The 23,711-nt window shown below is 65.7% G+C and carries 20 protein-coding genes and 3 pseudogenes; 10 read left to right on the top strand and 13 right to left on the bottom strand.

Annotated features, from left to right (window positions below):
• Positions 1 to 54: 54 nt before the first annotated feature.
• Together OG844_RS44725 and OG844_RS44720 are read left to right on the top strand one after the other, a co-directional pair.
• Positions 55 to 462: pseudogene (locus tag OG844_RS44725) on the top strand (transposase); the annotation flags it as partial.
• Between the two features lie 145 nt (positions 463 to 607).
• Positions 608 to 961: a hypothetical protein gene (locus OG844_RS44720; RefSeq protein ID WP_406387415.1), complete on the top strand. Its 354-nt coding sequence runs from the start codon at positions 608 to 610 to the stop codon at positions 959 to 961.
• On the opposite strand, the pseudogene OG844_RS44715 reads toward OG844_RS44720, so the two are convergent.
• The 4 genes and pseudogenes from OG844_RS44715 to OG844_RS44700 form a co-directional block, all read right to left on the bottom strand.
• Positions 956 to 1,794: pseudogene (locus OG844_RS44715) on the bottom strand (IS5 family transposase). The gene OG844_RS44720 and the pseudogene OG844_RS44715 overlap by 6 nt on opposite strands.
• 688 nt (positions 1,795 to 2,482) lie before the next feature.
• The gene (locus OG844_RS44710; protein ID WP_406387417.1) at positions 2,483 to 3,211 is read right to left on the bottom strand and encodes a CE1759 family FMN reductase; all 729 of its coding nucleotides are present in this window, start codon (positions 3,209 to 3,211) and stop codon (positions 2,483 to 2,485) included.
• Positions 3,208 to 3,678, bottom strand: coding sequence for a MarR family winged helix-turn-helix transcriptional regulator (locus tag OG844_RS44705; protein WP_406396380.1), 471 nt, complete (start codon positions 3,676 to 3,678; stop codon positions 3,208 to 3,210). The genes OG844_RS44710 and OG844_RS44705 overlap by 4 nt, the downstream gene beginning before the upstream one ends.
• A gap of 20 nt (positions 3,679 to 3,698) precedes the next feature.
• On the bottom strand, positions 3,699 to 4,883 hold the full coding sequence (locus OG844_RS44700) for a CE1758 family FMN-dependent luciferase-like monooxygenase (protein ID WP_406387419.1): 1,185 nt from the start codon (positions 4,881 to 4,883) through the stop codon (positions 3,699 to 3,701).
• Positions 4,884 to 5,588: 705 nt separating this feature from the next.
• Between OG844_RS44700 and OG844_RS44695 the strand changes: the two genes are divergently transcribed.
• From OG844_RS44695 to OG844_RS44685, 3 genes and pseudogenes are all read left to right on the top strand, one after another.
• Positions 5,589 to 5,981: a hypothetical protein gene (locus OG844_RS44695; protein WP_406387421.1), complete on the top strand. Its 393-nt coding sequence runs from the start codon at positions 5,589 to 5,591 to the stop codon at positions 5,979 to 5,981.
• Between the two features lie 264 nt (positions 5,982 to 6,245).
• Entirely contained in the window at positions 6,246 to 7,016 is a 771-nt protein-coding gene (locus tag OG844_RS44690; protein ID WP_406387423.1) for an SDR family NAD(P)-dependent oxidoreductase, read from the top strand.
• A gap of 569 nt (positions 7,017 to 7,585) precedes the next feature.
• A pseudogene (locus OG844_RS44685) lies at positions 7,586 to 8,011 on the top strand (helix-turn-helix domain-containing protein); the annotation flags it as partial.
• Here the strand turns inward: OG844_RS44685 and OG844_RS44680 are convergent.
• From OG844_RS44680 to OG844_RS44670, 3 genes are all read right to left on the bottom strand, one after another.
• Positions 7,974 to 8,990 carry an IS481 family transposase gene (locus OG844_RS44680; protein WP_406387425.1) on the bottom strand — a complete coding sequence of 339 codons (1,017 nt, stop codon included), beginning with the start codon at positions 8,988 to 8,990 and terminating at the stop codon, positions 7,974 to 7,976. The pseudogene OG844_RS44685 and the gene OG844_RS44680 overlap by 38 nt on opposite strands.
• 715 nt (positions 8,991 to 9,705) lie before the next feature.
• Positions 9,706 to 10,179: a VOC family protein gene (locus OG844_RS44675; protein ID WP_406387427.1), complete on the bottom strand. Its 474-nt coding sequence runs from the start codon at positions 10,177 to 10,179 to the stop codon at positions 9,706 to 9,708.
• Positions 10,180 to 10,969: 790 nt separating this feature from the next.
• A complete protein-coding gene (locus OG844_RS44670) occupies positions 10,970 to 11,425 on the bottom strand; it encodes a MarR family winged helix-turn-helix transcriptional regulator (protein WP_406387429.1) in 456 nt (151 codons plus the stop codon).
• Between the two features lie 310 nt (positions 11,426 to 11,735).
• On the opposite strand from OG844_RS44670, the gene OG844_RS44665 reads away from it, so the two are divergent.
• Positions 11,736 to 12,635 (top strand): hypothetical protein, encoded by a 900-nt coding sequence (locus OG844_RS44665; RefSeq protein ID WP_406387431.1) that lies wholly within the window; start codon positions 11,736 to 11,738, stop codon positions 12,633 to 12,635.
• Between the two features lie 496 nt (positions 12,636 to 13,131).
• The gene (gene msrA, locus OG844_RS44660; protein WP_406387433.1) at positions 13,132 to 13,647 is read left to right on the top strand and encodes a peptide-methionine (S)-S-oxide reductase MsrA; all 516 of its coding nucleotides are present in this window, start codon (positions 13,132 to 13,134) and stop codon (positions 13,645 to 13,647) included.
• Positions 13,648 to 13,719: 72 nt separating this feature from the next.
• Here msrA and OG844_RS44655 read toward each other — a convergent pair whose 3' ends face one another.
• From OG844_RS44655 to OG844_RS44645, 3 genes are all read right to left on the bottom strand, one after another.
• Positions 13,720 to 14,409, bottom strand: coding sequence for a cytochrome b/b6 domain-containing protein (locus OG844_RS44655; RefSeq protein ID WP_406387435.1), 690 nt, complete (start codon positions 14,407 to 14,409; stop codon positions 13,720 to 13,722).
• Positions 14,363 to 15,079: a molybdopterin-dependent oxidoreductase gene (locus OG844_RS44650; RefSeq protein WP_406387437.1), complete on the bottom strand. Its 717-nt coding sequence runs from the start codon at positions 15,077 to 15,079 to the stop codon at positions 14,363 to 14,365. Before OG844_RS44650 ends, OG844_RS44655 begins: the two co-directional genes overlap by 47 nt.
• Before the next feature lie 830 nt (positions 15,080 to 15,909).
• Positions 15,910 to 16,629: a hypothetical protein gene (locus tag OG844_RS44645; protein WP_406387439.1), complete on the bottom strand. Its 720-nt coding sequence runs from the start codon at positions 16,627 to 16,629 to the stop codon at positions 15,910 to 15,912.
• A gap of 243 nt (positions 16,630 to 16,872) precedes the next feature.
• On the opposite strand from OG844_RS44645, the gene OG844_RS44640 reads away from it, so the two are divergent.
• The 3 genes from OG844_RS44640 (at position 16,873) to OG844_RS44630 (ending at position 19,353) form a co-directional block, all read left to right on the top strand.
• A complete protein-coding gene (locus OG844_RS44640; protein WP_406387440.1) occupies positions 16,873 to 17,445 on the top strand; it encodes a TetR family transcriptional regulator C-terminal domain-containing protein in 573 nt (190 codons plus the stop codon).
• Between the two features lie 83 nt (positions 17,446 to 17,528).
• Complete coding sequence (locus OG844_RS44635; protein ID WP_406387442.1) at positions 17,529 to 18,002, top strand: hypothetical protein; 474 nt, start codon at positions 17,529 to 17,531, stop codon at positions 18,000 to 18,002.
• 325 nt (positions 18,003 to 18,327) lie between these two features.
• Positions 18,328 to 19,353, top strand: coding sequence for an alcohol dehydrogenase (locus OG844_RS44630; protein WP_406387443.1), 1,026 nt, complete (start codon positions 18,328 to 18,330; stop codon positions 19,351 to 19,353).
• 152 nt (positions 19,354 to 19,505) lie between these two features.
• Here the strand turns inward: OG844_RS44630 and OG844_RS44625 are convergent, their stop codons facing one another.
• The 3 genes from OG844_RS44625 to OG844_RS44615 all read right to left on the bottom strand — a co-directional run bounded on the left by OG844_RS44625 (position 19,506) and on the right by OG844_RS44615 (position 23,674).
• Positions 19,506 to 21,344, bottom strand: coding sequence for a glycoside hydrolase family 15 protein (locus OG844_RS44625; RefSeq protein WP_406387444.1), 1,839 nt, complete (start codon positions 21,342 to 21,344; stop codon positions 19,506 to 19,508).
• A gap of 613 nt (positions 21,345 to 21,957) precedes the next feature.
• On the bottom strand, positions 21,958 to 22,443 hold the full coding sequence (ribH, locus tag OG844_RS44620) for a 6,7-dimethyl-8-ribityllumazine synthase (RefSeq protein WP_406387446.1): 486 nt from the start codon (positions 22,441 to 22,443) through the stop codon (positions 21,958 to 21,960).
• A gap of 244 nt (positions 22,444 to 22,687) precedes the next feature.
• Positions 22,688 to 23,674, bottom strand: a complete 987-nt coding sequence (locus tag OG844_RS44615; RefSeq protein ID WP_406387447.1) for a nitrilase-related carbon-nitrogen hydrolase — start codon at positions 23,672 to 23,674, stop codon at positions 22,688 to 22,690.
• Positions 23,675 to 23,711: the final 37 nt, after the last annotated feature.

Here is a 23,711-nt window from a genome sequence, read left to right as displayed (position 1 = left end):
GGAGCCCGCCTCGATGAAAGCAGGTTGCTGCCTCCGGGTCCTTGGCTGTGCAAACTTGAGGACGCGAACGGGCTGCCCCTCCTCGTCTGCCTCTCCGCGGCCAACACCCACGACAGCCTCGCGCTGAAGCCCATGATCGAGGGCCACCAAACGAGACACGACCCCCACCGCGGCCGCTACTTCAAGCCCCAGCGGCTCCACGCCGACAAGGCATACGACGTCCCCCACCTGCGGAAATGGCTCTGGGGCAAACACATCGGCGTACGCATCGCACGCAAGGGCATCGAATCCAGCGAACGGTTAGGGCGCCGACGATGGGTCATCGAACGCACCATGTCCTGGCTCACCAGATACCGCCGACTCAACCACCGCTACGAACGCCACCCCCGCAACTACCTGGCCTTTCTCGGCCTCGCCGCCGCCCTCTGCTGCTACAAACGACTCACCCGCCTCACCACATAGGACACGGTCTTAAAAGAGCGTTTTATCCCGTCCGGGGTGTTTGGTAAGTCGCCATGTCGGCGGATTGGGGTCACGCCCGGAGGCGTGTGAAGATCCGCTTGTGGAGTGCGATGTGTGTGGACGGGCGATGTGGCGGTGGCCGGCGATGCCGACTGTGTGGGACGAGGAGATCTGGTCCTGTTCCTGGTGCCATGCCGCCACCCATGTGGGCGGCGAGTGGTTCGAGGTCGCGCGGCCGCCGTATTTGCCTGTGGAGATGCGCTGGGAAAGGGTGGTCGCGGACGGCCTTCCCCTCGACGTTTCGCACGCCTTTGGCATCTTCGACAGGACGCTGTGCGGAGTCCGGCAAGCCGGCATGTCGCCGTCTGATTACGGGTGGCTGCCGCAGCGAGGGAACGCCTGTGGCGCTTGCCGGGAAGCGGCGGGTGTCATTGATGACCGCTGGCCGCAGGCTATGAGGGGCGAGGAAGCGCGGGTCAGTGTGGCCCGGCGGCTATGAGTCCTTCCAGTTCGGAGTCGACTCTCGTGTGAGCCTGCGGCTCATCAGGTCGATCATCGCGAGGCGGATCATCGCTTCGGAGCGGTGCGGGTGGGTTTCGTAGTCGCGGGCGAGGCGGCGGTGATTCATAAGCCAGCCGAACGTCCGCTCGACGACCCAGCGCCGCGGAATGTCCTTGAAGCCCTTCTGTCCCGGGTCACGGCGGGTGACCTCGACGTCGATGCCGAGGGTGGCGCCGTGGTCGATGGCCTTGGTTCGATAACCGCTGTCGGCCCATGCCTTGGTGATTCCGGGGTGGGCCTTGGCGATGCGCGAGAGCAGATGGATACCGCCGGCGTTGTCGGAACGCTGGCCGCGGTGACCCAGACCGCGAGGAGGAGGCCGAGGGTGTCGACGCCGATACGGCGCTTGCGGCCCGCGATCTTCTTGCCCGCGTCGATGCCCTGGCCGGTGGCCGGGACGTTGGCGGACGTCTTGATGCTCTGGGCGTCCAGGACGCATGCGCTCGGTTCGGCGTCCCGGCCTGCGGCCTCCCGGACAAGTCGGCGGAGCAGGCCGTTGAGCTGGTCGAACACGCCGTCCTTCTGCCAGGCGGCGAAGTATCCGTAGACGGTTTCCCACGGAGCGAAGTCGTGGGGAAGGTAGCGCCAGGGGATCCCGGTCCGGTCCACATACAACACCGCGTCCATGATCCGGCGCAGGTCGCGCTCGGGCGGCCGCCCGATATCCAGGCCCTTCCCTCGCCGCTCGGTCCGCCAGGCCGACACAATGGACTCGAGCAGTTCCCATCGGGCATCGGACAGGTCACTCGGATACGGCCGCTGTCGAGACATGTTTCGATAGTTCCGCCGAGCGGCATCCCGCCACAGGCGCAAACGGGAGCGAGTGGGGGCGCCTTGGGATCAGACAGGAGCGAACGGGCGGAAACGTGCCCGGCAATGGCGTCAGCCGCCCCTCACGTCACGGATAGCAACCCTGGCTTCAGCAGTCCCAGCCCGACCTGCTACCCAGAAGACCGCCAAACACCCCGGACAGGATATAACGCTCTTTAAGACCATGTAGGACACGGTCTTACTACTTCCTGGAGGCAGGCAGCTCAGCACCGAGATCGGCATTCCCACCGTCTCGGACCGAGTGATCGAGCCGGAGGAGCAGGTGCGGCCCAAGTCGCAAGGACAGGGCACGGTTTTAATCAGCACGGTGCTGCACAGGAAGCAGGCCGTACGGTCCTCGAGAGCGCGGGCTCTGCTGCAGCGTTTCGGCAGAGCCCGTTGCGGTGGTGCTTGTCGCAGCGACTCCCATCAGTGCCGCCACGCCCCACCGGCTGCCGGCTCTGCATCGATCACCACGAAGGTCCGGTTGCTGTCCGGGCCGTCCGTGCCTGTCAGTGCGCTGGTGAAGCCGCGCCGCTTCAGGTGGTAGCCGGCCGAGAGCCCCGACTGCCCGCACCCTATGACCACCACCGTCGCGCGCTCACCGGCTCGATCCCGCCCCGCTGGTCCCCATGCCGGGGCAGGTACGTCAGCGTGCTTCCGCCCGGTCACCGGCAGGGGGGTGTGCGGTTCCACCGGTGGCCAGGCGCATGAGATCGGTGTCGAAGTCGACGTCCTCGACGCTGCGTTCGGCGCGGGTGGCGTTGCCGCCGAACGTGTGCTGGTAGCCCGCCCAATTGCCGTCGGCGATGTCGCGGGCGGCGCCGCTGTGGAGGACGGCCGCGAGTTCACCGGCCGCGCGGACGATGCGCTTGCCGAGATCGGTCGAGCCCCAGTCCTCCGGTACGGCGTAGAGGGAGGTCGGCATCGGGATCGTCCGTAGGAACGCGAACAGCGGTCGGAGATGGTCGTCGACGACCATGCTGTGCCTGGCCGAGCCGCCGGTAGCGGCGAGGATGACCGGTTTGGCGATGAGCAGGTCGTTGTCGATCAGGTCGGCAAACGACTTGAACAGGCCGCTGATTCCTGCCTTGTAGACCGGAGTTGCGGCGATGATCGCGTCCGACTCGGCGAGCTGTGCGATGGCGTCCTTCACCTTCGCATCAGGTATCCCCGAGACGATCGACCGTGCGATCTCAACGGCGAGAGGTCCCAGATCGATCGAGCGCACGGTCGCGGCAATGCCGATCTCACGCAGTGCGTCGATGCTCTTCTGGGCGATCCGGTCGGACAACAGCCGGGTCGAGGACGGATCACTCACCCCGGCATTCACGACCGTGATGGCGATTTGTTGGGGGGCGGTGGGCACATTGTTCATGCGATGTTCCTTGGGTCTGGCTCCGTGTGCTGCGAGGTTGCCGGCGGGGCTGCGGCGGCAAGCGCCTTCCCGAGGTCGCGCAGCGTTGTCAGTTGTGACGCGGTGAGCGCGCGAGTCATCGCCGTCGCGACGTGTCGCGCGTGTGCGCGACCGAGTCGCCGCTGAACATCGCGTCCCTCGCCGGTCAGGACAACGCGGCAGGCACGGCCGTCGTCGGGATCCGGGAGCCGCTCGACAAGGCCGCGCTTCTCCAGACGCGCCACCAGCCGAGAGACTCCGGCCTGAGTCAACAGGACGTCGTCGATCAGATCGGTGATGCGCAAACCGTCCTCGGCGCCGACAAGGGCGTAGAGCACGCCGTACTCCCGGGGCGGGAAGACGCCCCAATCGCCGCAGTGCTCGAACTCTCGCGCTAGAGTCGCCTGTGCTCTGAACAGCGCTTCCCATGCCTCGTTCGCCAACCTCATCAAGCCCCTGGTGTCCGTCATCACGAGTCGACCGGGAAGCGAGCCGCATTTCCTGAGGCACTGTCCTGGTAGGGCGAGGTACCCGAGAGGTTGTCGCCCCGGTTGGGGTTCGGTCGCAGCTGGCGCGGTTCGGCGTCCCCGTACTTCGCCTTGACCAGCGCAGCGTGCGTCGGTGCGTCCGGGACGCCGGGCTTGCGGCGCGCCTGCATCTCCCGGCGCAATACCGGGACCACCTCGGTGCCCAGCAGTTCGACCTGTTCCAGCGCCATGTCGAGCGGAAGGGCGAGCGCGTCGACGGAGAAGAGTTGGCGCTGGTAGTCACCGAATCCCTCCTGGAAGGTGAGCACCTTCTCGATGACCTGTTGCGGGCTGCCCACCGTCAGCGGCGTGCCAGCCATGTAGTCCTCCAGTCTCGAGCCGCGGAACATCGGGTATCCCTCGAAGTAGGGCCGGTAGGTGTTGATTGCGTCCTGGGAGCGCTTGGCGATGAACCCTTGGCCGCCGAGCCCGACGAAGGCCTGGTCGGCGGTTCCGTGTCCGTAATGCTCGAACCGCCGCCGGTAGAGGTCGACGAGCGGCTTGAAGTGGAAGTTCGGGGCGAGGATGTGGTTGGCGAAGAACCCGTTGCCGTAGTACGCCGCCTGCTCCGCGGTCTCAGGGGTACGGATCGAGCCGTGCCACACGAAGGGCGGGACGTCGTCCAGCGGGCGCGGGGTGGAGGTGAAGCCCTGCAGCGGGGTGCGGAACTGTCCTTCCCAGTCGACTACGTCCTCGCGCCACAATCGGTGGAGCAGGTTGTAGTTCTCCAGGGAGAGTGCGACCCCCTGGCGGATGTCCTTGCCGAACCACGGGTAGACCGGGACGGTGTTCCCGCGTCCGAGCATTAGGTCCAGCCGCCCCTTGGCGACATGCTGGACCATCGCATAGTCCTCGGCGAGCTTCACCGGGTCGTTGGTCGTGATCAGGGTCACGGCTGTGCTCAGGATGATCCGCTCCGTCAGTGCCGCGATGTGCCCGAGCAGAGCCGGCGGCGAGGACATCACGAACGGGGGGTTGTGATGCTCACCCAGCGCGAAGACGTCGAGGCCGACCTCGTCGGCCCGCTGGGCGAGCTTGATCAGGTTACTGATCCGCTCCGCCTCGCTCTGGGTGTAACCCGTCGGGTCGGGAGAGATGTCACCGACCCCGAAGATACCGAATTGCATGTCGCACTCCTTCAACTGGTTACATGACTGCACTGATACATGACTTCGCATGTATCGAAACAGCTTGACGGAGCAAGCATTCCCGGGACCTGTCCGGCGGCGCCGTGATCCCGGTCATAGCGCATACGAAAATGACGGCCTCACCACGCTGGTACCGACCAACCCGCTACAGAACCGCATCGATTCATAAATGGCCACCGCGCTCACCGAGGCACTCGACGCAATCGGCCGCGGCAGCGCCGAGCCGTCCTGATACGCACCGAGGGCCCGGACTTCAGCTTCGGAGGTGACATCGTCGACTGGCCCGACGCGGACGTACGGCAACTGCGACCCTGTTCGAGGGCTACTAGGCCGCGGTGCCTTCCTTGCCGATCGGATGAGTCGCGTACGTGGAGTCATAGTCGGAACGCTCTGGGTAATTAAGATCCCGCTGCCCGTCGAAGAGGGCACCGCTTTGCCCGCGGGCGTCTTTGGACTCCGCGCCGCGCACTGATCCCAGCACGCGAGACCCGCGCCAGCGCCGCGATCAGCCAACTCCGCACCTGTTGGCCGCACCGGCGCCGCGGCAAGGCGGGCAGGTCCTGCTGCCACCCCCCACCGGGACCGCCCACTGCGTGGGGGCGGCCACCCGATTGCCTGATGTCCAATCTTCAACTAACGTATTTGCTTGACGCAGCAAATATTCGATCAAGTTGGAGAAGTGAAATGGGATGGTCCCTCACCGACGTCGGAAACCGGTACATGGAGCTTTGCGACCTGGCGCCGCAGGATCCGCTGGCCTTCGAGGAGCTCATGGGAATGTTCACCGAGGATGTGCAGACGACTCTCCTGCACGTCAGTGCCCCTGAGAAGAAGATGACAGGGCGTGCGGAACTCGCAGCGATGTACCGCTTCTTCTTCGAGTCCGGGCCTCGCTTCAAGCACCTCTGGAACGTGAACGAGCTCAGCGGGAACTCCATCGAAATGCCCTACGTGTTCGTCCTCCGCCAGTCCGACGGCTCGCTGTCCGTCTCCGGCGGGGCGGACAGGTTCGTCTTCGCCCCGGACGGCCGCATCGCCGAACTCACCAACGAGCAGAAGTTCTTCATCCACCTGTAGACGGCCCGCCTCCCGCTTTCCCGCTGACGCTGTCGAAGCCACGGCCAGCCAAACGGGTGGCGTCTCGCTGGCCGGGTCGCCACCTCGCCCGGCCCGGCCTCTGGAAACCAGGGGCGGGCCGAGCGCGAGGCCTCCGGCGCCATGACGCTGTCGCGTGAACTCGCCCCCAAGCGGAGGGGCACGTCGACATAGACCACCCCCTACCTCGACAGCCGCCCCCTTCCTGGACGGCGGCTGTCGCCGTTGGACGAAAGAGAGAAGACCATGCAAGGACTGCGCGGGAAGGTAGCCCTCATCGCGGGCGCCGCAGAGGGAAACATCGGCGCCGCAACAGCGATCCGTCTGGCCAGGGAAGGCATGCACGTCGTGACTGCCGATCTCAACGAAGCCAACGCCAAGGCCGTCGCCGACGAGATCACGGCCGCCGGAGGAAGCGCGGTGGCGAAGGCGTTCGACATCACCGACGAGACGTCGTACAAGGAATTGATCGAGTTCACGGTAGATCGCTTCGGAGGCCTGCACGGCCTGTTCAACGTGGCTGCCGACCTCTCCGCACGAACCATGAGCAGGGACACCGACGTCACCTCAGTCCCGCTCGACATCTGGCAGCACACCATTGACGTCACTCTCAGCGGCTACATGTACGGCATCCGCCACGCCTTGCCGATCATGATGGAGCAGGGCACCGGATCGATCGTGAACACCATGTCCAGCGTGGTGTGGATGGGCAAGGACGTAGCCGTCTCCTACCAGACTGCCAAGAGCGGTCTGGTAGGGCTCACCCGCCACACTGCAACCGTCGGCGGCAAGCACGGTGTCCGATGCAACCTCATCTCGCCCGGCGTCATCCTCAGCAAGGCATCCCTCGCAGCGACCACCGAGCAGTTCCGCGAGGAGACGCTCGCCTCGGTAAGGTCAACAAGGCTGGGCGTCCCGGACGATCTAGCCGGCCCTGTGGCGTTCTTGTTCTCCGACGACAGTTTCTACATCAACGGCCAGTCCTTCCTCGTCGACGGCGGGGCCAACTTCACCTGAGGACTGGGACCCTGCCCTTTGAAGAGCGGACATCGCGGGTCCCAGAGCAGTGCGAGCGCTACCAGGCAAGGCTCCGGGAGCATCCGCACCTCTTGACGAGGACGTCCATGCCATCCGGCAACAAGCTGGCATTCGGTTCGGGCTTGTCCACAAGGGGCTTCCCCACTGCGGCGGTTCTCGTCTGTGACCGTTCGGGGGCGGCCGCCGCTGACCTGATCGTCGCCGCGCTCAGCAAGACACGGGGGAGTGGCCTGTGATGCCTGAGCCAGCGATCTGCAGATCGCTGCTCACCGCACGCGCTGATGAGTTCCTCCAGCCCGGATTGTGCGGTCAGCGTGGCACGAGGCGAGCTGGTGGGCGGCCAGGTGCAGCCGGTCGTAACGACCCAACAGGTTGGCGAGCGCCACCATGAGGCGGGTGGTCTCCGGGCAGCCAGGCTCGCCTGCCGGGACGAGGACGAGGGGATGTTTCGGATCGGGCAGCGGCAGTACTCCGCCAAGGCGGCCCGGCAATGTCACGAGCCAGCCGTCGAGCGCGATGTCGCGGGAGCGGTAGCGGTGCAATTGGGTATGAGTCGTCCGGGTCCGAAGATTCCGCCGTTGTCGGTGACCGATGCCCAACGGGCTGTGCTGGAGGGGTGGGTACGTCGGCGTTCGACGGCCCAGGCCCTGGCCGCGGACAGGGTCCGAACCTGGCGGCGGCGGTTCATCGAACGGGGCCTGGACGGCCTGTCCGACGAACCGCGGCCGGGTGCACCGAGGAAGATCAGTGACGCTGACGTCGAGCGGGTCATCGTCAAGACACTCGAGGAGCGGCCGAAGAACGCCACCCATTGGTCGACCAGATCGATGGCTGCCGCCACCGGCATGTCGCAGTCGGCGATCTCCCGGATCTGGCGGGCGTTCGCACTCGCCCCGCACCGGTCCGAGACGTTCAAGCTGTCCACGGACCCGTTCTTCATCGACAAGGTCCGCGACGTCGTGGGCCTCTACCTGTGTATTGACCCTCAGCGTTGTTGACACGGCTGATCGGTGGCTTGCCATCGAGTGCGGTGTGGCAGCGGTGGTGGTTGTAACTGTGGAGGAAGTCTGCCAGGGCAGCGGTGCGCTCGTCGTTGGAGGTGTAGGGCCGCAGGTAGGCCCACTCCTCCTGGAGGGTGCGGTTGAAGCGTTCGACCTTGCCGTTGGTCTGTGGCCGGTAGGGGCGGATGCGCTTGTGGGCGATGCCATCCGCGGTTAGGGCCTGGGTGAAGAGTTTGGACTTGTAGCAGGAGCCGTTGTCGGTCAGAACCCATTCGACAGTGACGCCGTGTCCCGTGAAGAACGCGTGAGCCCGCTGCCAGAACCCGATCGCGGTGTGCTGGCGTTCGTCGGCCAGGACCTCGCTGTAGGCGAGGCGGGAGTGGTCGTCGACGGCGGAGTGGATGTAGCTGTAGCCGATCACCGGTTTGCAGCTCTTGCGCAGGTCAGTGGTGTTCTGCCGGTTCTGGTTGCCGGTTGTTCTGCCGACCGTGCGCCAGCCCCCGCCGTCAGGGATGTTGCCGAGCTTCTTGATGTCGACGTGCACCAGCTCGCCGGGACCGCTGCGTTCGTAGCGGCGTATCGGCTCGCCGGTCGGCCGGTCCAGCCAGGCCAGACGGTTCAGGCCGTGACGGGTCAGGATCCGGTGCACCGTGGAGGCGGGCAGACCGAGAATCGGGCCGATCCGGGCCGGGCCGAGCTTGCGGTCCTTCCGCAGATCGCAGACAGCTGCTTCCGTTCCAGGGGCCGTGCGGTGCGGGGTCGTGCGCGGTCGGCTCGAGCGGTCGAACAGCCCCGGGTCGCCCTCGGCCTGCCACCGTCGCACCCACTTGTGGGCGGTCGCCCGCGAGATTCCCATCTCTGCGGCCACATGAGCGACCGGACGGCCGGAACAGACACGTTGGATCAACAGCCGCCGGCCATGAACAGTCAGCCGGACATTACGGTGGGACACGAAGACCTCCGTGTGGTGCAGTCCTAGACAGCTCCACCACACCGGAGGTCTTCGCCTTTGATCAAGACCCCCGTGTCAACAACGCTCGTGATCAATACACAGGTGGGAGTCGAAATGGCCAACACGTGCGTGTTCTGCGGGGGGGGAGGGCGGGCAGCCGTGAGCACGTGCTGCCGCAGTGGCTGCGGCGCCAGGCCCCTGAGAAGTTCGTGGAGGCAGGTGGCACCCGCACCATCCGCACCAAGCAAGGTGAGTACCGGCAGATCCCCGAACTGTTCGCCACCGCCACTGTCAAATGCGTCTGCTCCACCTGCAACAACGTCTGGATGTCTGGCGTTGAGCAGAAGGTGCAGCCGTTCTTGTACCACGTGATGCTCGGCAGGCCCGTGGCTCTGAGACCATGTAGGACACGGTCTAAGTGCTGAAACCCGCGCCGAACAAGCCACTCTGCTTTGCCACGTTCCGGTCGGACCTGAGCCGGCGTTCGGACGGACCTGCCGACTCACGTAACCAGCTCTCGCGCTTGTCCGTGCCAGCGGACCTATGCGGCGTGGCGCCAACGCCTCTCTCCGAACGGCCAGCCGAGCCGCTGCGCCGCCATACTCGGGCGATGCCCCCAAGCACTGGGAGCCTCTACGAGCCGGGGACCGCGAGTTGCAAGGTGGCGTCGGCGCCTCGCGGTCCTCAGGCTCGGTTGGCGTCCGTTGCCACGGTGTCAGCGGCCGGGGAAACGCTCGGTGACCTCCTGAAGGACCCAGCCGTTGCCGTCGGGGTCGCTGAAGGTGGCGTAGGAAGCGTAGGAGTCGCCCTCGGGGTTACGGCCCACGATCCGCTCCTGTCCGGGGAGGTCGTGTGTGATCGTTCCGCCGGTGTGGTTGTGGAAGAGCCGGCCTCGAGCGTCGTGGAACACCTCACTCACTTCGATGCCTCGGTCCAGGAGCTCCTGGCGGGCTTCCGCAATGTCGGTGACTATGAGATAGAGGCCCTGCGTGGAGCCAGGCTCGGCGGAAGTGATGCCCTTACCGAAGATGATCGATGTCTCGGATCCGGGGGGTGTGAGGTGTACCGCGCGCCACTCCAGGATGGGGGCGGCGTCGATGTCCAGGCGGAATCCTGCCTTCTCGTAGAAGTCCTTGGCGCGGTCGACATCGGATACGGGCAAGACGATGAGTTCGAGCTTCAGGTTCATGGGTTTGTTCACTTTCTGTGAGTGAAGTGCCCGAGACGAGAATCGTCACCGGTTCAACTGGTGACGAGCGTGCAATATCGTTCGTCACCTGTCAAGGCGGTGACGTCTCGAGTTGGATTCACCTCGGACACTCATAGACCCGCAAACAAGCGCTTCCCCAGCTCAGAGCATGAGAATGCCGCAGCAAGCCACAGCTCGATCAGTCCGAATGCCGGGAAGAGTCATCCCGCAGCCCACCCGCTCAAGCCTCGACTCCCCCAAGACGATTTCGAAGCGGGCACACCTCCGAAATGAGCGCCACGACCCCGCCGGAACGTGGCAGCAGAACCATCGGGCCAAACACTGCCACTACAGCGCCCACGGAGTCGGCGCCTTCGCGGCGACGAGCAGCACCACGAAGCGGCCAACCACGACAGGCAACGCCGGTGAAGCCCTTAGGTGCCTCGCATCACTGACACATGCCGACGGTCCGAAACCGCGCAATTTTGCCTCGCACCAGCACCCCCACAGGGCGCCGCGCCCCTGGCGCAAGGGAGGCAGTAGCGGTCATTCGGCACAGCACAGCCCGCCCGCCGACCAAGGCAGTCAGCAGACGGCACCGCTTCCTGGATCGGACTGCACTCCCCCAAAGCGGCGCAGCGCTCCGACACATGCCTTGACTCGCGGGGATCACTGAAGCACCGGCGCCTGAAAGTTGAGGGGGGCGGGCCGCTGCTGGGCAGCTACCGGGCCATCGAGGTGCGGGCCCGACTGGAGGGGAGCCTCACGAGACCCTCCGGCGATCCGCCTCCTACTCGGCCCAGGGGTCGAAGCCTGCCTCGAGGACATCCTCGAGAGTGGCGCGGAGCCGGGCGGCCCGATCCACTCCGAAGTTCTCTTCGAACTGAGCCTGCACAGTGCACCAATAGGGAAGAGCGGCCTCCATGCGGCTCTGGCCGTCCGGGGTAATGGAGACGACACGGGCACGGCGGTCGGTCGAGGAGGTTTCGACGGTGACCAGGTTCTCTCGGGCCAGCGGTTTGAGGTTGGTGGCCAGGGTGGTGCGGTCCATGGCAATCATGTCCGCGAGGGCAGTGATCGTTATCGCCTCGCGGCCGCTCAGGTGCCGGAGGATGCTGAACTGCGTCGTTCGCAGGCCTGTCGGGGCGAGAGCCTTGTCGTAGGCGGCGCTCAGATACCGAGCCGCCTTACGCAGGGCGAGGCTGTTGCACGCGTCGACGGTATCCGTCGCCTCCGTAGGGGGCATGGTCTCCTCCAGATCCCAGATCCAACTAAGAGTACATGCGCCTAATCGCCGGCCACCCAGGGCAGGGGACGTTTCTTGCCATCCTCAAGATAGGAGCATATGCTCTTATCTCTGTGAGGCCTCCCCACTCCCTCACTCCGCCCCTCACCCACAAACCCAAGGGCCCACTATGGCTACCGCGACCGGATCGCCCGCCGAGCGCGAGCAGACACCCCCTCCCCCAGCAGGACAAACCCCGAAGCTGAGCCAGGGGGCTCGTCGGCCGCCCACAAGAATGTGGCTCCAGCCGACTCTGATCTCCCTGATCGTCGTGGCAGCCTTCATCGCCTGCTACGTCGGCCTTCAGCGCGACCCACAGCCGCACCAGGTGCCGATCGCCGTCACCGGACCCAGCCTGCCGGGGGAGGTCCAGGAGGCCCTGGGTAGTGCCATAGAGGTCCACCCCGCCGCAGACGCCACTACGGCACGCCACGCATTGGAACACCACGACGTCGTGGCGGTGCTCAGCGCCGAGACTCCTGATCACCTGAGCCTGAAGTTTGCCGGGGCCGCCGGCACATCCACCACTTCGGCTGTAAGCGATCTCGTCAACGCCTATGCCCATGGCGCTGGAATGCACGTCGCCGCCGAGGACGTCATCCCGCTCGCGAAGCACGATGCTCGCGGCTTGGCGGGCTTCTACGTGGCGTTCGGCGTGTCGCTGGCCGGCTTCGTTTTGGGTTCGAACGTTCTGGGCCTGGCTGGCGTCATGCGTCTGCGCCACCGGCTGCTTCTGCTGACCGGCGCCTCCGTCGCCATCGGTATCGTGGGGGCGATTCTCGTCGGCCCAGTCCTGGGCGCCGCCCCTGCGCCACTCATCCCCCTCATGCTCATCCTGGCCCTGCTGGCCGCGTCGGCTGCATTCACCACCACGCTCCTGGGAACCCTCCTGGGGCCGATCGGGCTGCCGATCACCACCCTGGTACTGCTGACCGTCGGCAATGCCACCAGTGGCGCCGTCATCGGGGCCGATCTGCTGCCCGCCGGAGCCAGGGCGATCTCGGCGCTTCTGCCACCGGGCGCCGCCGTCCGCGCAATCGCCGACCTGAGTTACTACGGCGGTTCCCACCTCGTCACCCCCGCGATCACACTGGCCCTGTGGGCGATAGTCGCCGGGGGCGTACTGGCCCTGCGCCCCCGCCTGGCGCGCCGCCGAGCAACTGCTGGCTGACTCCCATCTCACCGAACCCGCTGTTCCGCCGGAGACAACCCGGCATGAGCAGCGGGTTTCGGTCGAGCCTCCACCAGCATCCATCACTTCCTTGACAGGTGACGTTTGGGTTGCGACCATCTAGTCACCGGTGAGGGCCGAAACGGCGGCCGCGCCCGGGCGGACGACGGTCTGCTGGATACCTGGCCGGCGCTGCCGAAGGAGCTCGGCGGTGCCGGTACAGAACCCGCCCCCGAGCAGTTGTTCGCCGCGGTCTGGGCGACCTGCTTCCTCAGCGCAGTCCGTGCGTCCGCCGATGAGCGAAGGTCCGGCTGACCAGCACGTGTACGCGCCACTCGTGCGGGGCCGGCCCCCCACCTCATCCACCACGGACCCTGCCGGGGCGACGGAGCTGCAGACCTTTCGTGCACGCGGCGCCCCGGCACTCGTCCGTCCCCGGGCCAAACGGCTGCTGTCCGTGCCCGAAGTCCACTACAGGAAGGAAATGATCCAGATCATGAGTGAGACCGAGCAGAAGGCCTGGCTGGCCGGCGGTTGCTTCTGGGGCATGCAGGAGTTGATCCGGAAGCTTCCGGGCGTCCTGAGCACCCGAGTCGGGTACAGCGGTGGCGGCACACCGCTGTACCCGACCTATCGCGACCACGGCAGTCACGCGGAGTCGATCGAGATCGTCTTCGACCCCGCCGCCACCGACTACCGCATCATCCTCGAGTACTTCTTCCAGATCCATGACCCCACCACGAAGCACCGGCAGGGCAACGACATCGGTGCTAGCTACCGTTCTGCGGTCTTCTACCTGGACGATGAGCAGCGGCGCATCGCCCAAGAGACGATTGCCGATGTCGACGCATCCGGTTTGTGGCCGGGAAAGGTCGTGACGGAAGTCGTGCCGGCCGATGAGTTCTGGGAAGCCGAATCGGAGCATCAGGACTACCTCGAGCGCTACCCGGAGGGCTACACCTGCCACTTCCCGCGTCCGAACTGGCGGCTGCCCAAGAGGGCTGAGGCGTAATTGCCCTCGTTCTCGTTCTCGTTCACGGCTGAGGCCGCCTCACCGAAATTGGGTGGGGCGGCCTCAGCTGTATCAGCGCCTGAAGTCCTCACGCTGGTCCGTGTCGTCCTGAACCGCGTCGTCGGCGCGCCACCGGGAGTGGTACCGGGCGGCCCAGGCGCGGTCGACACGGCCTGTGCGCATTCCGTGCAACGCCTCAGGGTGTGCTCGCGCCTTCCTTATGTGTGCAATGACGGCGAATGTGATCGCCCAGGCGACGGCGTCGTGGATGAAGATCGCACTCGTACGGGAGATGAAGGGCAGGAGTCCCGCGAACCACATCAGCAGTCCTGTGGCCATCATGACCAGCACGGCGCCGGCGATCCAGCCCGCGTAGATCTTCTGGCCTGCGTTGAACTTTCCGGCCGGCCGGGCCTCAGGTGACATGACCCGGCGGCGAGCTGCGCGCAGCCATTGGCTGTCGTATTCCGTGAAGCGGTTCAGCCGGCGCAAGTCTGATCTCAGTGCCGAGGAGAAGAGACCGAGCACAAGGGGGGCGGGCAGGAGGATTCCTGACCATTTATGGAGGGTGGCCATCAGATACCGCTGCCCGACCACCTGGGCGATCGGTCCGATGTACAGGCAGGCGGCCGTCACCAGGCAAATGAGCATCAGCCACCCGGTGGAGCGGTGTACCAGGCGCTCGGCGTGGCTGAACCGCCGAACCTCGTGCGGATCAGGTTGCGCGTCCGTCGGCCTCATCGAGCCAGCCATCGATGTCATATCCGCGCTCCTCCCAGTAACCGGGTTTGACCTTGCTGGTGACCGAGATACCTGACAGCCATTTGGCCGACTTGTAGAAGTACATCGGCGCCGCGTAGAGCCGCGCCGGGCCGCCGTGGGCGTGTGTGATCGGCTTGTCCTGCATGTCCAGGGCAACCAGCATGTCTGCCCGCCGTGCCTGTTCGAGGGTCAGGCTCTCGGTATAGGCGCCGTCAAAGCAGGTGAAGTGGACGGCCGTGCCCCGCGAGCGGACTCCAGCCGCGTCCAAGAGGTCCGACAGCTTCACGCCGCTGAACGGTGTGTCGTCCACGCGCCACCCGTCGGTGCACACCACGTCGGCGACAACTCGGGTCTGGGGCATCTCCCGCAGGTCCGCGAGTGTGTAGGTTCTGGGCCTGTCGACCAGGCCGTCGATGCGCAGTTCGTAGTTCGTCACGTCCTTGCGCGGTACCGAGCTGACGACACTGAAGTACCGGAAGCCGCCCGGGTTAGGCAGCAGGCCGGTGAGACCGGTCGGATCGACTTGGGAGGAGGAAGCCAGAAAACGTTCCCAACCGCTCTGCAGGTAGGGAGCACCGGCTAGTCCTGCGGCCCCCGCGGCAAGCATTCCGAGCATGGTCCGGCGTCCTACCGGCGCACCGCCGGCCGGGCGTTTCGACTGGCCCGTCATGGCCACCATCCTTCGTATCGCGGCGATCGTGGCATCTCCCACCACCGGGCTGTTGTCGCAGGTGGTGGTTGGCACTGGTTCGTCTGAGGGGGAGGTTGGGGTGACTACGTTGTCGCCTCAGTTCCGCCGACCCTGACCGGGCATGTGCCCGCAGCGGACCTCCGGCGGCATGCCTTGTGACAGTGCACGTCACCCCTTGAAGCGGTGCTTTGCATGCTGACACGTCAATCCGTCACCAGTCAAGGCAGTGATTATTTGCTCACAGTCGGCAAGTGCGGCACATGCGATGCGCATCTCATCGAAGGCAGGGTCGGGCATGAGTGGCGTTGCATCGATCACCGTGCGAGGTGGCGGAGTCGCCGTGCCACTACTTCGTCTTCGGCACCAGTCCGCCCGCCAGAGAGGCAACGCCTAAGGAAGCGCGGGGGGGGACCCGACGCACTCCAGTACCGCAGAGCGGCGGGGCCCGTGGAACGGCGACGATCGCGGTCCGACCGTTCACCGTCGCAGCGAAGGCCCGCCTGAGCGGCATACTGATCGCCGGTGCTCGCCGCTCGCCCGAGCCGATCCCCTCGCTCGACAGCTACCGCCTGCCGGACACTTGCCGTCTTCCCGCGGTCCTGCACACGCCCTCCGTTGACGCCCTGACGGAGGCGGCGAGTTCGCCGCCTCCGTCCCCCATCGGCTTCTGCAGCACAGCAGTTCGAGGCTTCGGTGACACGTAGGGCCGATGGCAGGGGGCCCGGATGGGGTGTCCAGAGACGCCACAAAGTGTGGGGTGATACGGGAAGCCGCGTCACCGCCTGGGCCGGAATCTACTGCCGCCCCCTTTAGGAGAATTCGACGTGATCGATGTCGATGGTGACGAGTTCGATGTCACGAATGGCGACGCCGCCCTCTCCCTGCGGGTAGACGCGCCGCTTGGTAGGCACCATGATGCCGCCGAATTCCTTGTAGTCGGAGCTGTAGTGGGCGGCCGGTCCGGCGTTGAGGACCTCGGCCGCGTAGTCGTGTCGACGCAACAGCCCGGCCTCGTCGTAGTAGAAGACCTGTTCCGGCGCGTGAGTGGCGATACGGCTGGGGAAGGTCACCTGTAGCCGGCGCAGGGTCGCGCCGTCCTCAGTCACAGGCTCCAGCTCCTCGGTCTTGAAATCGGGCGAGGCGAAGATGAAGGGGGAGGTCAGGTAGGTCCACATCGCGTAGCCGGCGAAGTAGGCCAGGTGCAGATCGTCCCAGGGGGTCTCGAGGGTGTGGCCGGCGAATGCGGCGCGCGGATCAAATCGCTCCGCCTGTACATCGCCGGCGCTGTTCTCCACGGCTACCCGCTGAGCGGCGAAGGAGCTGTGCAGGTCTGGTGCGGTGAAGGGACTGTGACTGGCGTACTGGCGGTCGAGGTCGATCCGCACCGTGGATGAGTCGAGGACTCCGCCCTTGCCCTTCAGGTCCCAAAGGGCTCCGCCGGAATGGAATTGGACCACGGCCGTGCGGTACCGGCTGTAACGGTCCAGGCCGCCGTGGGCATCGATGACAGTGGTGGTGAGGTCAGTCATGAGGGTTCCTTCGTCTGGCATTGGCGTGCCGCCTACCATTCGACCATAACGACCGGTCGTCTTAACGTCAACGCATGACTTCCGCCGCGAGCGCGAGACGAGGAAGAGGCATGCCGCGCAAAGGCACGCTTGCCAGTGCATCCTTTAGCCCGCCACGCCCGACTGCACACCGGAGAGACGCCGTCAGCGGCAGGAAGAGTGGTATTCTGAGACGATCGACCATCTTGCGAGGAGGCCCTGACCGTGGCCCGACCCAGCTTGCGCGAAAACATCATTGAAGCGGCCGTCGAGCGGTTCCATGCCCACGGATACGCGGCAACAGGGGTGAAGGACATCACCGACGCCGCCGGCGCTCCGAAAGGGTCCTTCTACAACCATTTCGAAAGTAAGGAAGCACTCGCGATCGTGGCGTTGGAACGCTACGGAGAGAGCCGTCGCTTCGACATGCTGTGTGACGAGTCGGTGGCGCCCCTCGCCCGGCTGCGGCAGCACTTCGAATTCCTGCGCGACGAGAATCTCGAGACACGATTCGCCCGGGGCTGCATGGTCGGGGACATCGCAGTCGAGATGGCCGACCACAGTGAAGCGGTACGTGCGACCGTACAGTCGAGCTTCACCTATTGGCGCGAGGCCCTTGCCACGGCCATTTCCGCCGCCCAGCAGGCAGGCGAAGTGTCCAGGGCCCAGGAGGCTGCCACGCTGGCGTCCTTCGTGCTGAACGCATGGGAAGGGACCCTGATCGCCACCAGGACCGACCGTTCGGCCAAGCCCTTCGAATCCTTCTTCACGATGGTCTTCGGCGTCATCCTGCGCTAGGCGGTCTTGTCTGGATCACCGCGGCAAGTCAGCTCAGCGGCTGATGCTGTCCCGAGAGTGGGAAGCCTACGTAGATTCACCCGGTGACCTACGACATCATGCTTGTGCGGGTCCAGCCGGGTCTGACGCTTCAGGAAACGCTTGACCGTCTGAACGCCGGCTTTGATCCCGACGCCGACCTGCCCCTTCTCCGACTTACCGAAGCACAACGGGCCGAGTGGGACCGGATCCTGGGCCGAGTCTCACGGGACATCGGACCTGTGGAGTCTGAGGAGTACCTGTACAGCCTGGCCCTTGAGACGGTTGGTCCGCCGGGACGCGTGCAGCTCGACTACTACGGGGACACAGCCCACATCGAGGTCGCCTACCGTCACTCGGGGCTGGCGGCGTTGGAGGTGATGGAACTGGCCTATCGCATCGCTCGTATCGTCGAGGACGAAAGTGGCCTGACGGGCCACGACTTCGAGGTGGGCCAGCCCACCCGAACCGGTGACCCCGTCAAAGCCTCCGACCGGCTGAGTAGCATCTCCGTTTGGGCACAACATCACTTGAGCTAGCGGATCACTGGGCGGGCCAGCTGAAGATGCCGGGCGGCATGGAGTCCGGCCGGGTAGATGCTCGCGGTCTTCTCGTACGCCTCTCAGGTCGAAGCAGCACCAGTTGCCGGTCCGAGCAGTCAGTGGTGGGATGGAATTGTCTTGCGTCGGACCGCGGATAGAAGGCGACCGCCGGACACGAGAGTGCGTGGCCTGTCCTGCGTCGCGACTCGACAGCCGTGGTCAGGACGCCGAGGACAGTTCTGTGTGCCCTCGTCAACACGTGATCCAGAAGTGATTGGCGACTGCGTGCAGCGGCACCGTTTCCTGATCACGGAGGCACTCAGTGGATACCTATCGCGCCGCGCAGGTGGCTACGGCGAACGGACCCTTCGAGATCGTCGAACGCAGCACGCCAAGGCCGGGCCCCAACCACGTGCGACTATCCGTTGAAGCCTGCGGAATCTGTCACAGCGACGACTTCTTCGTGAGCGGTGGCATGCCGGGAGTCCAGTTCCCCCTGGTACCCGGACATGAGGTCGCCGGGCGCATCGAGGAACTGGGCGAGGGTGCCGAAAGCTTCCACTGGAAGGTGGGAGACCGAGTGACAGTGGGCTGGTTCGGGGGTAGCTGCTGGCACTGCACACCCTGCAGGCAGGGCGACTTCATCGTGTGCGAGAACCTCAAGATCCCCGGCTGGACATACGACGGGGGTTTCGCCGAGACCATGATCGCCCCGGTAGACGCACTGGCGCGGATCCCCGAATCCCTGTCGGCAGCAGAAGCGGGCCCCATGTCATGTGCGGGAGTCACCACCTACAACGGGCTACGCCGTAGCTCCGCCGAACCGGGCGACCGGGTTGCCGTAGTGGGTCTCGGTGGTCTCGGGCATCTCGGTGTGCAGTTCGCCGTAGCTATGGGATTCGAGACGGTGGCCATCGCCCGGGGCCAGGAGAAGGCGGAACTGGCGGAACAGTTCGGGGCGCACCACTACATCGACAGCACCGGACCGACCCCGGTCGCGGACGCCCTGCAGTCCCTGGGCAGCGTCAAGGTGGTCCTGGCAACTGCCGGCAATTCCGACGCCATCACAGCTACAGTCGACGGGCTGACACCTCGAGGCGAGCTCGTGGTCATCGGTGTTTCACCCGAGCCCCTGGCAATCAGCCCGCTCCAGCTCATTCTGCCCGGCAGGATCGTGCGCGGTCATCCCTCCGGTACAGCTCAGGACGTGCAGGACACCCTGGACTTCAGCGCCCTTCACGGCATCCTTCCCACAGTAGAAGAGACCCCTCTGAGTGAGGCTGACGCGGCCTACAAGAAGATGCTCTCCGGCGCAGCCCGCTTCCGCATGGTCCTCACCAACAGTTGACGTATCCTCCTGCTCGCCGCGGTGGGCGCTGCCAGTCTGGCGGCGCCACGAAGCCGGTCTTCAGGCTGGGGGCACGGCACGCGGGCGGGCTGCCTGGGCTCCGGCAACACGTCGTTGCCGCTTGCGGGCCGGGTTGTTGGGCACGAGAAGCCTCAGTCGGGCGAGCCCTCGGGTCGGTCGGTTGGGCACTCGGCCTGGTGGATGGCCCAGGCCGCGTTGACGAGCCCAATGTGGCTGAAAGCCTGCGGGAAATTGCCGAGCAGTTCGCCGCCAGGTCCGACTTCCTCTCCGAGGAGGCCCACGTCGTTCATGAAGCCGGCCGCGCGTTCGAAGATGGTACGGGCCTCTGCGACATCACCCGCCAGTGCGAGCGCCTGGGCCAGCCAAAACGTGCACAGCAGGAAGGTCCCCTCATTGCCGGGTAGGCCGTCGTCTGCCGCAAGGTAGCGGTAGACCATCCCGTCCGTACCGGTGAGGCGGGTCCTCACTGCGTCGATGGTGGCCCTCATCCGGGGAGTGTCGGCAGCTTCGAACCCTACGATTGCCAGCATGAGGGCCGACGCGTCGAGCGTGTCCGAGCCGAGCACCTGTGTGTATGCGCCTGCCGACTCACTCCACCCGTCGCGCTCGATGGCTGCGCGGATCTCGCTCCTGGCCTGCCGCCATACCGGGGTTCGGCTCTGTGCACCCAGCTCTTCGGACAGATCCAGGGCGCGGTCCAAGGCGACCCAGCACATGAGCTTGGAGTACAGAAAGTGCTGCGGCGCACTGCGGACTTCCCAGATCCCCTGGTCCTTCTCGCGCCATCGGGAGGCGGCACTGTCCGCAAGTCTGGTCAGGAAGGTTTTGGTGTGTTCGTCGAGGCCTCCCAGATAGTGGCGCAGCTTGTGGAAAGCGGCGAGCAGCTCGCCGTACACGTCGAGTTGACGCTGTTCCCAGGCTCCGTTGCCGGTTCGGACCGGCCGGCTCCCCCGCCATCCGGGCAGAAGAGGCAACTCGCGCTCACTCAAGTCGCGTTCTCCGCGGATGCCGAACATGATCTGCAGGCCTTCGTGGTGTTCGGGGTCCCCGTCTGCTGCCTGCGCCATCCAGCGGAAGAAGTGTTCGGCTTCATAGGGACAGGCAGCCACCCATAGTGCCTCCAGGGTGAAGGAGGCATCTCGTACCCAGGCGTAGCGATAGTCCCAGTTGCGGACCCCTCCGACTTCCTCGGGCAGCGAGGTCGTCGGGGCCGCGACGATGGCGCCGGTCGGCTGGAACGTGAGTGACTGCAGCACACGCCCGCTGTGGTGCACCAGGTCCGCCCACGGCCCTTCGTATGTCTGATGGCGCTGCGACCATGCGCGCCAGCCCGCCAGGGTGTCCTGCAGCTGGGTGAGGATCTCCTGCTGGGACCACACCTTGGGGCTGTCGCCTGCCGGTACCCGTTGGAGGGCGAAGCCTGCCCACTGGCCGGTCTGCAGTGTCGGGGCGCATCTGGCCATGTCCGTGATGTCCAGCCGGTACGGAGTGCTTAGTCCGATTGTGTCTGGGCCGCCGTGGCAATGCAGCCCTCGTCCTTCGTCGACAGGCATCAGGTGGGGCCTGATCAGGCCGTACTCCGGTCGCGGGGCGAACTCCATGTCGAGTGTGACGTGGCCTTCGGTGCACTTCACCGCTCTGAGGAGGAGGTGGGGCGCGTGCCGGCCGAGGTTGTGCCCCCATTCGCTGCGTCCTGTGGCGAGGGCGTCCGTGACGGTGATGACTCCGGTTGGGGTGCGAAATGTGGTCTCAAGGACCATCGTGCGGTCCACGTATCGTCTGCTTGCCGTGTGAGGGCCGGCCGGCCGGATGCTCCAGTGGCCTGCTTCTGGGCCCAGAATCCGCGCGAAAAGGGAACGGGAGTCGAAATGCGGCAGGCATAGCCAGTCGATTGATCCCTGGCTGCTGACGAGTGTTGCGGTATGGCAGTCGGAGAGCAGGGCGTAGTCCCCGATGGGACGGTCGTTCATCTGGGGCACCTCCGCAATTGGCAGTCGCAGCCGCCCTTGGGGGCGGACCGGAGCCTTGAGGTGCGGCAGTACGCCTCTGCCACATGTTCCTACAGGCGGGATATGCACGCACTTCCCTGGCGTCGCTCCATGCCCGTTCAGTGGCACCCTGCATGATCGGAATCTTCCGGCTCGCCCTGCGGACCTCGTAGGAGCGGCAGGGTGACGCGGGAGCGGAGGCCGCCCGTCAGAGGACAGCTCGGCAAGGCAAAACAGCGCCAGCCCGTTCGTCAGAGACACGCTCCAGGCGTGTCTCTGACGAACGGGCTGGTCAGTTGATTTTTCGGGGAGGGCGGCAGGCCCTTGAAGGCCTCCGCAGGGAAGTGTTCGCACCGCCTCGCCCGGGCGGGGGGCCGTCCGGGCGGGCTCGGCCGCTCCGGACATGCCATCGGCTGGACCGTTTCGCTGTACTCCACCATCTGCCAGGCTCATCAGGTTCCGCTGGAGCTGGAACGAAGAGCCGGCGGCCGGCTCGAGTGGTCGGCAGCCGCAGTTTCGGAGATCCGCGACTCAGCCCGTGACGGCCGGACAGGGTTCCTGTTTGGCTCCTGGACAGCGCGCAGGGGCTGTTCGCTCAGCTTTGGGGGTCGTTGCGCCCCTGCAGGGCCAGGGCGGTGGCAACAGCGGCTGTGACGGCCTCGTGCCCCTTGTCCTCGTTTGATCCTTCGAGCCCAGCGCGATCGAGGGCCTGCTCTTCGTTGTCGCAGGTCAGCACACCGAAGCCAACGGGGATCCCGGTATCGGTCGATACTTGCACCAGCCCCTGGGTGACGCCTTGGCAGACGTACTCGAAGTGGGGGGTGCCGCCGCGGATGACGACGCCGAGCGCAACGATGGCATCGTAGCCGCGCCCAGCCAGAACCTTCGCCGCGACAGGTAGTTCGAAGCTGCCAGGGACACGTATCAGGGTGGGTTCGTCGATACCGAGCTCGCGCAGGGCACGCGTGGCACCGTCGACCAGTCCGTCCATGACCTTCTTGTGCCACTCGGCGGCTATGACGGCAACTCGCAGGTTTTCGCCGTTCTCTACGTGCACTACAGGAGCGCCATTGCGGCTCATCGCTCTTCTCCTTGGTGGTGGGGGATGTGGGCGGCGTTCTTCTGGATGCCTTGCATTCACGGGGGCGCGTACAGGTCTCTCGAGAGGGTGCGGTGCACGACAGTCTCAGCACATGCCGCATGCGCTTCCGGTCTGGTGGGGCGCCCGCCGACGAAGACGTCGTTCACTCATCTCCGTCCGCGGGGGTCTCGGCCTCGCCGATGACCGATGACCGCTGTGTATGTGAGGCAGGTGCGGCCGCTGCTCACTTGGCCTCGGCTGAGCGGCCCTTTTCAGTTGCCGGAGCGCTTGAGGACCCCTGGCGATTGCGATCGTGGACGGCGGGTGCCGGCGTCCGGTCGATCTGCAGGCTGAGCAGTTCGGGGCGGCTGTAGTGGCCGCTGGCGTCCATCAGGCGCTTGCGGCGGTCGATGAGCGCAAAGTCGAGGTCAGCGATGACTTCGCCTTCGCCGGAGGTGATCGGTTCGCCGATGATGCGGCCGTCGGGGTCGATGATGGCTGTGAAGAAGCCGCCGGAGATCGCCTGTACGGGGCCGCCGGTGTCCTTCGCAATCTGGGCCTGCTGGTCGGCGTCGAGCCAGGCGGTGGCGCTGACGACGAAACTGGCCGATTCCAGAGCGTGCTGACGGACATTGACTTCGATCTGCTCTGCGAACAGATCGCCCCCGAAGGCGCCGGGGTACATCGCGGCGTGGATCTGCTCGCCGTCGGCGATGAGAGCGTAACGGGCCAGCGGCTGGTAGTGCTCCCAGCAGGCGAGCTGGCCGATGCGGCCGACGACGCTGTCGACCGCGCGCAAGCCTGATCCGTCTCCCTGTCCCCAGATCATCCGCTCGTGGTAGGTCGGCGTGATCTTGCGGCGGCGCTGGATCAGGGTTCCGTCGGCGTCGAACAGGAGTTGGGTGTTGTAAATGGTGCCGCCATCACGTTCGTTGACACCGATCGAGACGACCATGTTGGCCTTGCGGGCGGCGTCGCCGATGGCGTCCGTCTCGGCAGAGGGCACAGTCACCGACTCCTCAAGCAGGCGCAGGTGCTCCGTGGCCAGTTTGTAGGGGGGCTGCACGAAGGAGAAGTAGGGGTAGTAGGGGACAACGGTTTCAGGGAAGACGGCAAACTCGACACCCTTCTGGCCCAGCTCGTCGATCTTCTTCACGACCTTCTCGACGGTTCCTGCACGGCTGTAGAGCACCGGGCTGATCTGCACTGCGGCGGCCTTAACAACAGTCATGGTGTGGCTCCTTGTCTAGGTGCGGTCGGTGTGACCG

The organism is Streptomyces sp. NBC_00887, assembly GCF_045207585.1.
The sequence above is the reverse complement of the archived record's forward strand: the minus strand, read 5'-3'. Positions and strand labels throughout refer to the sequence as shown.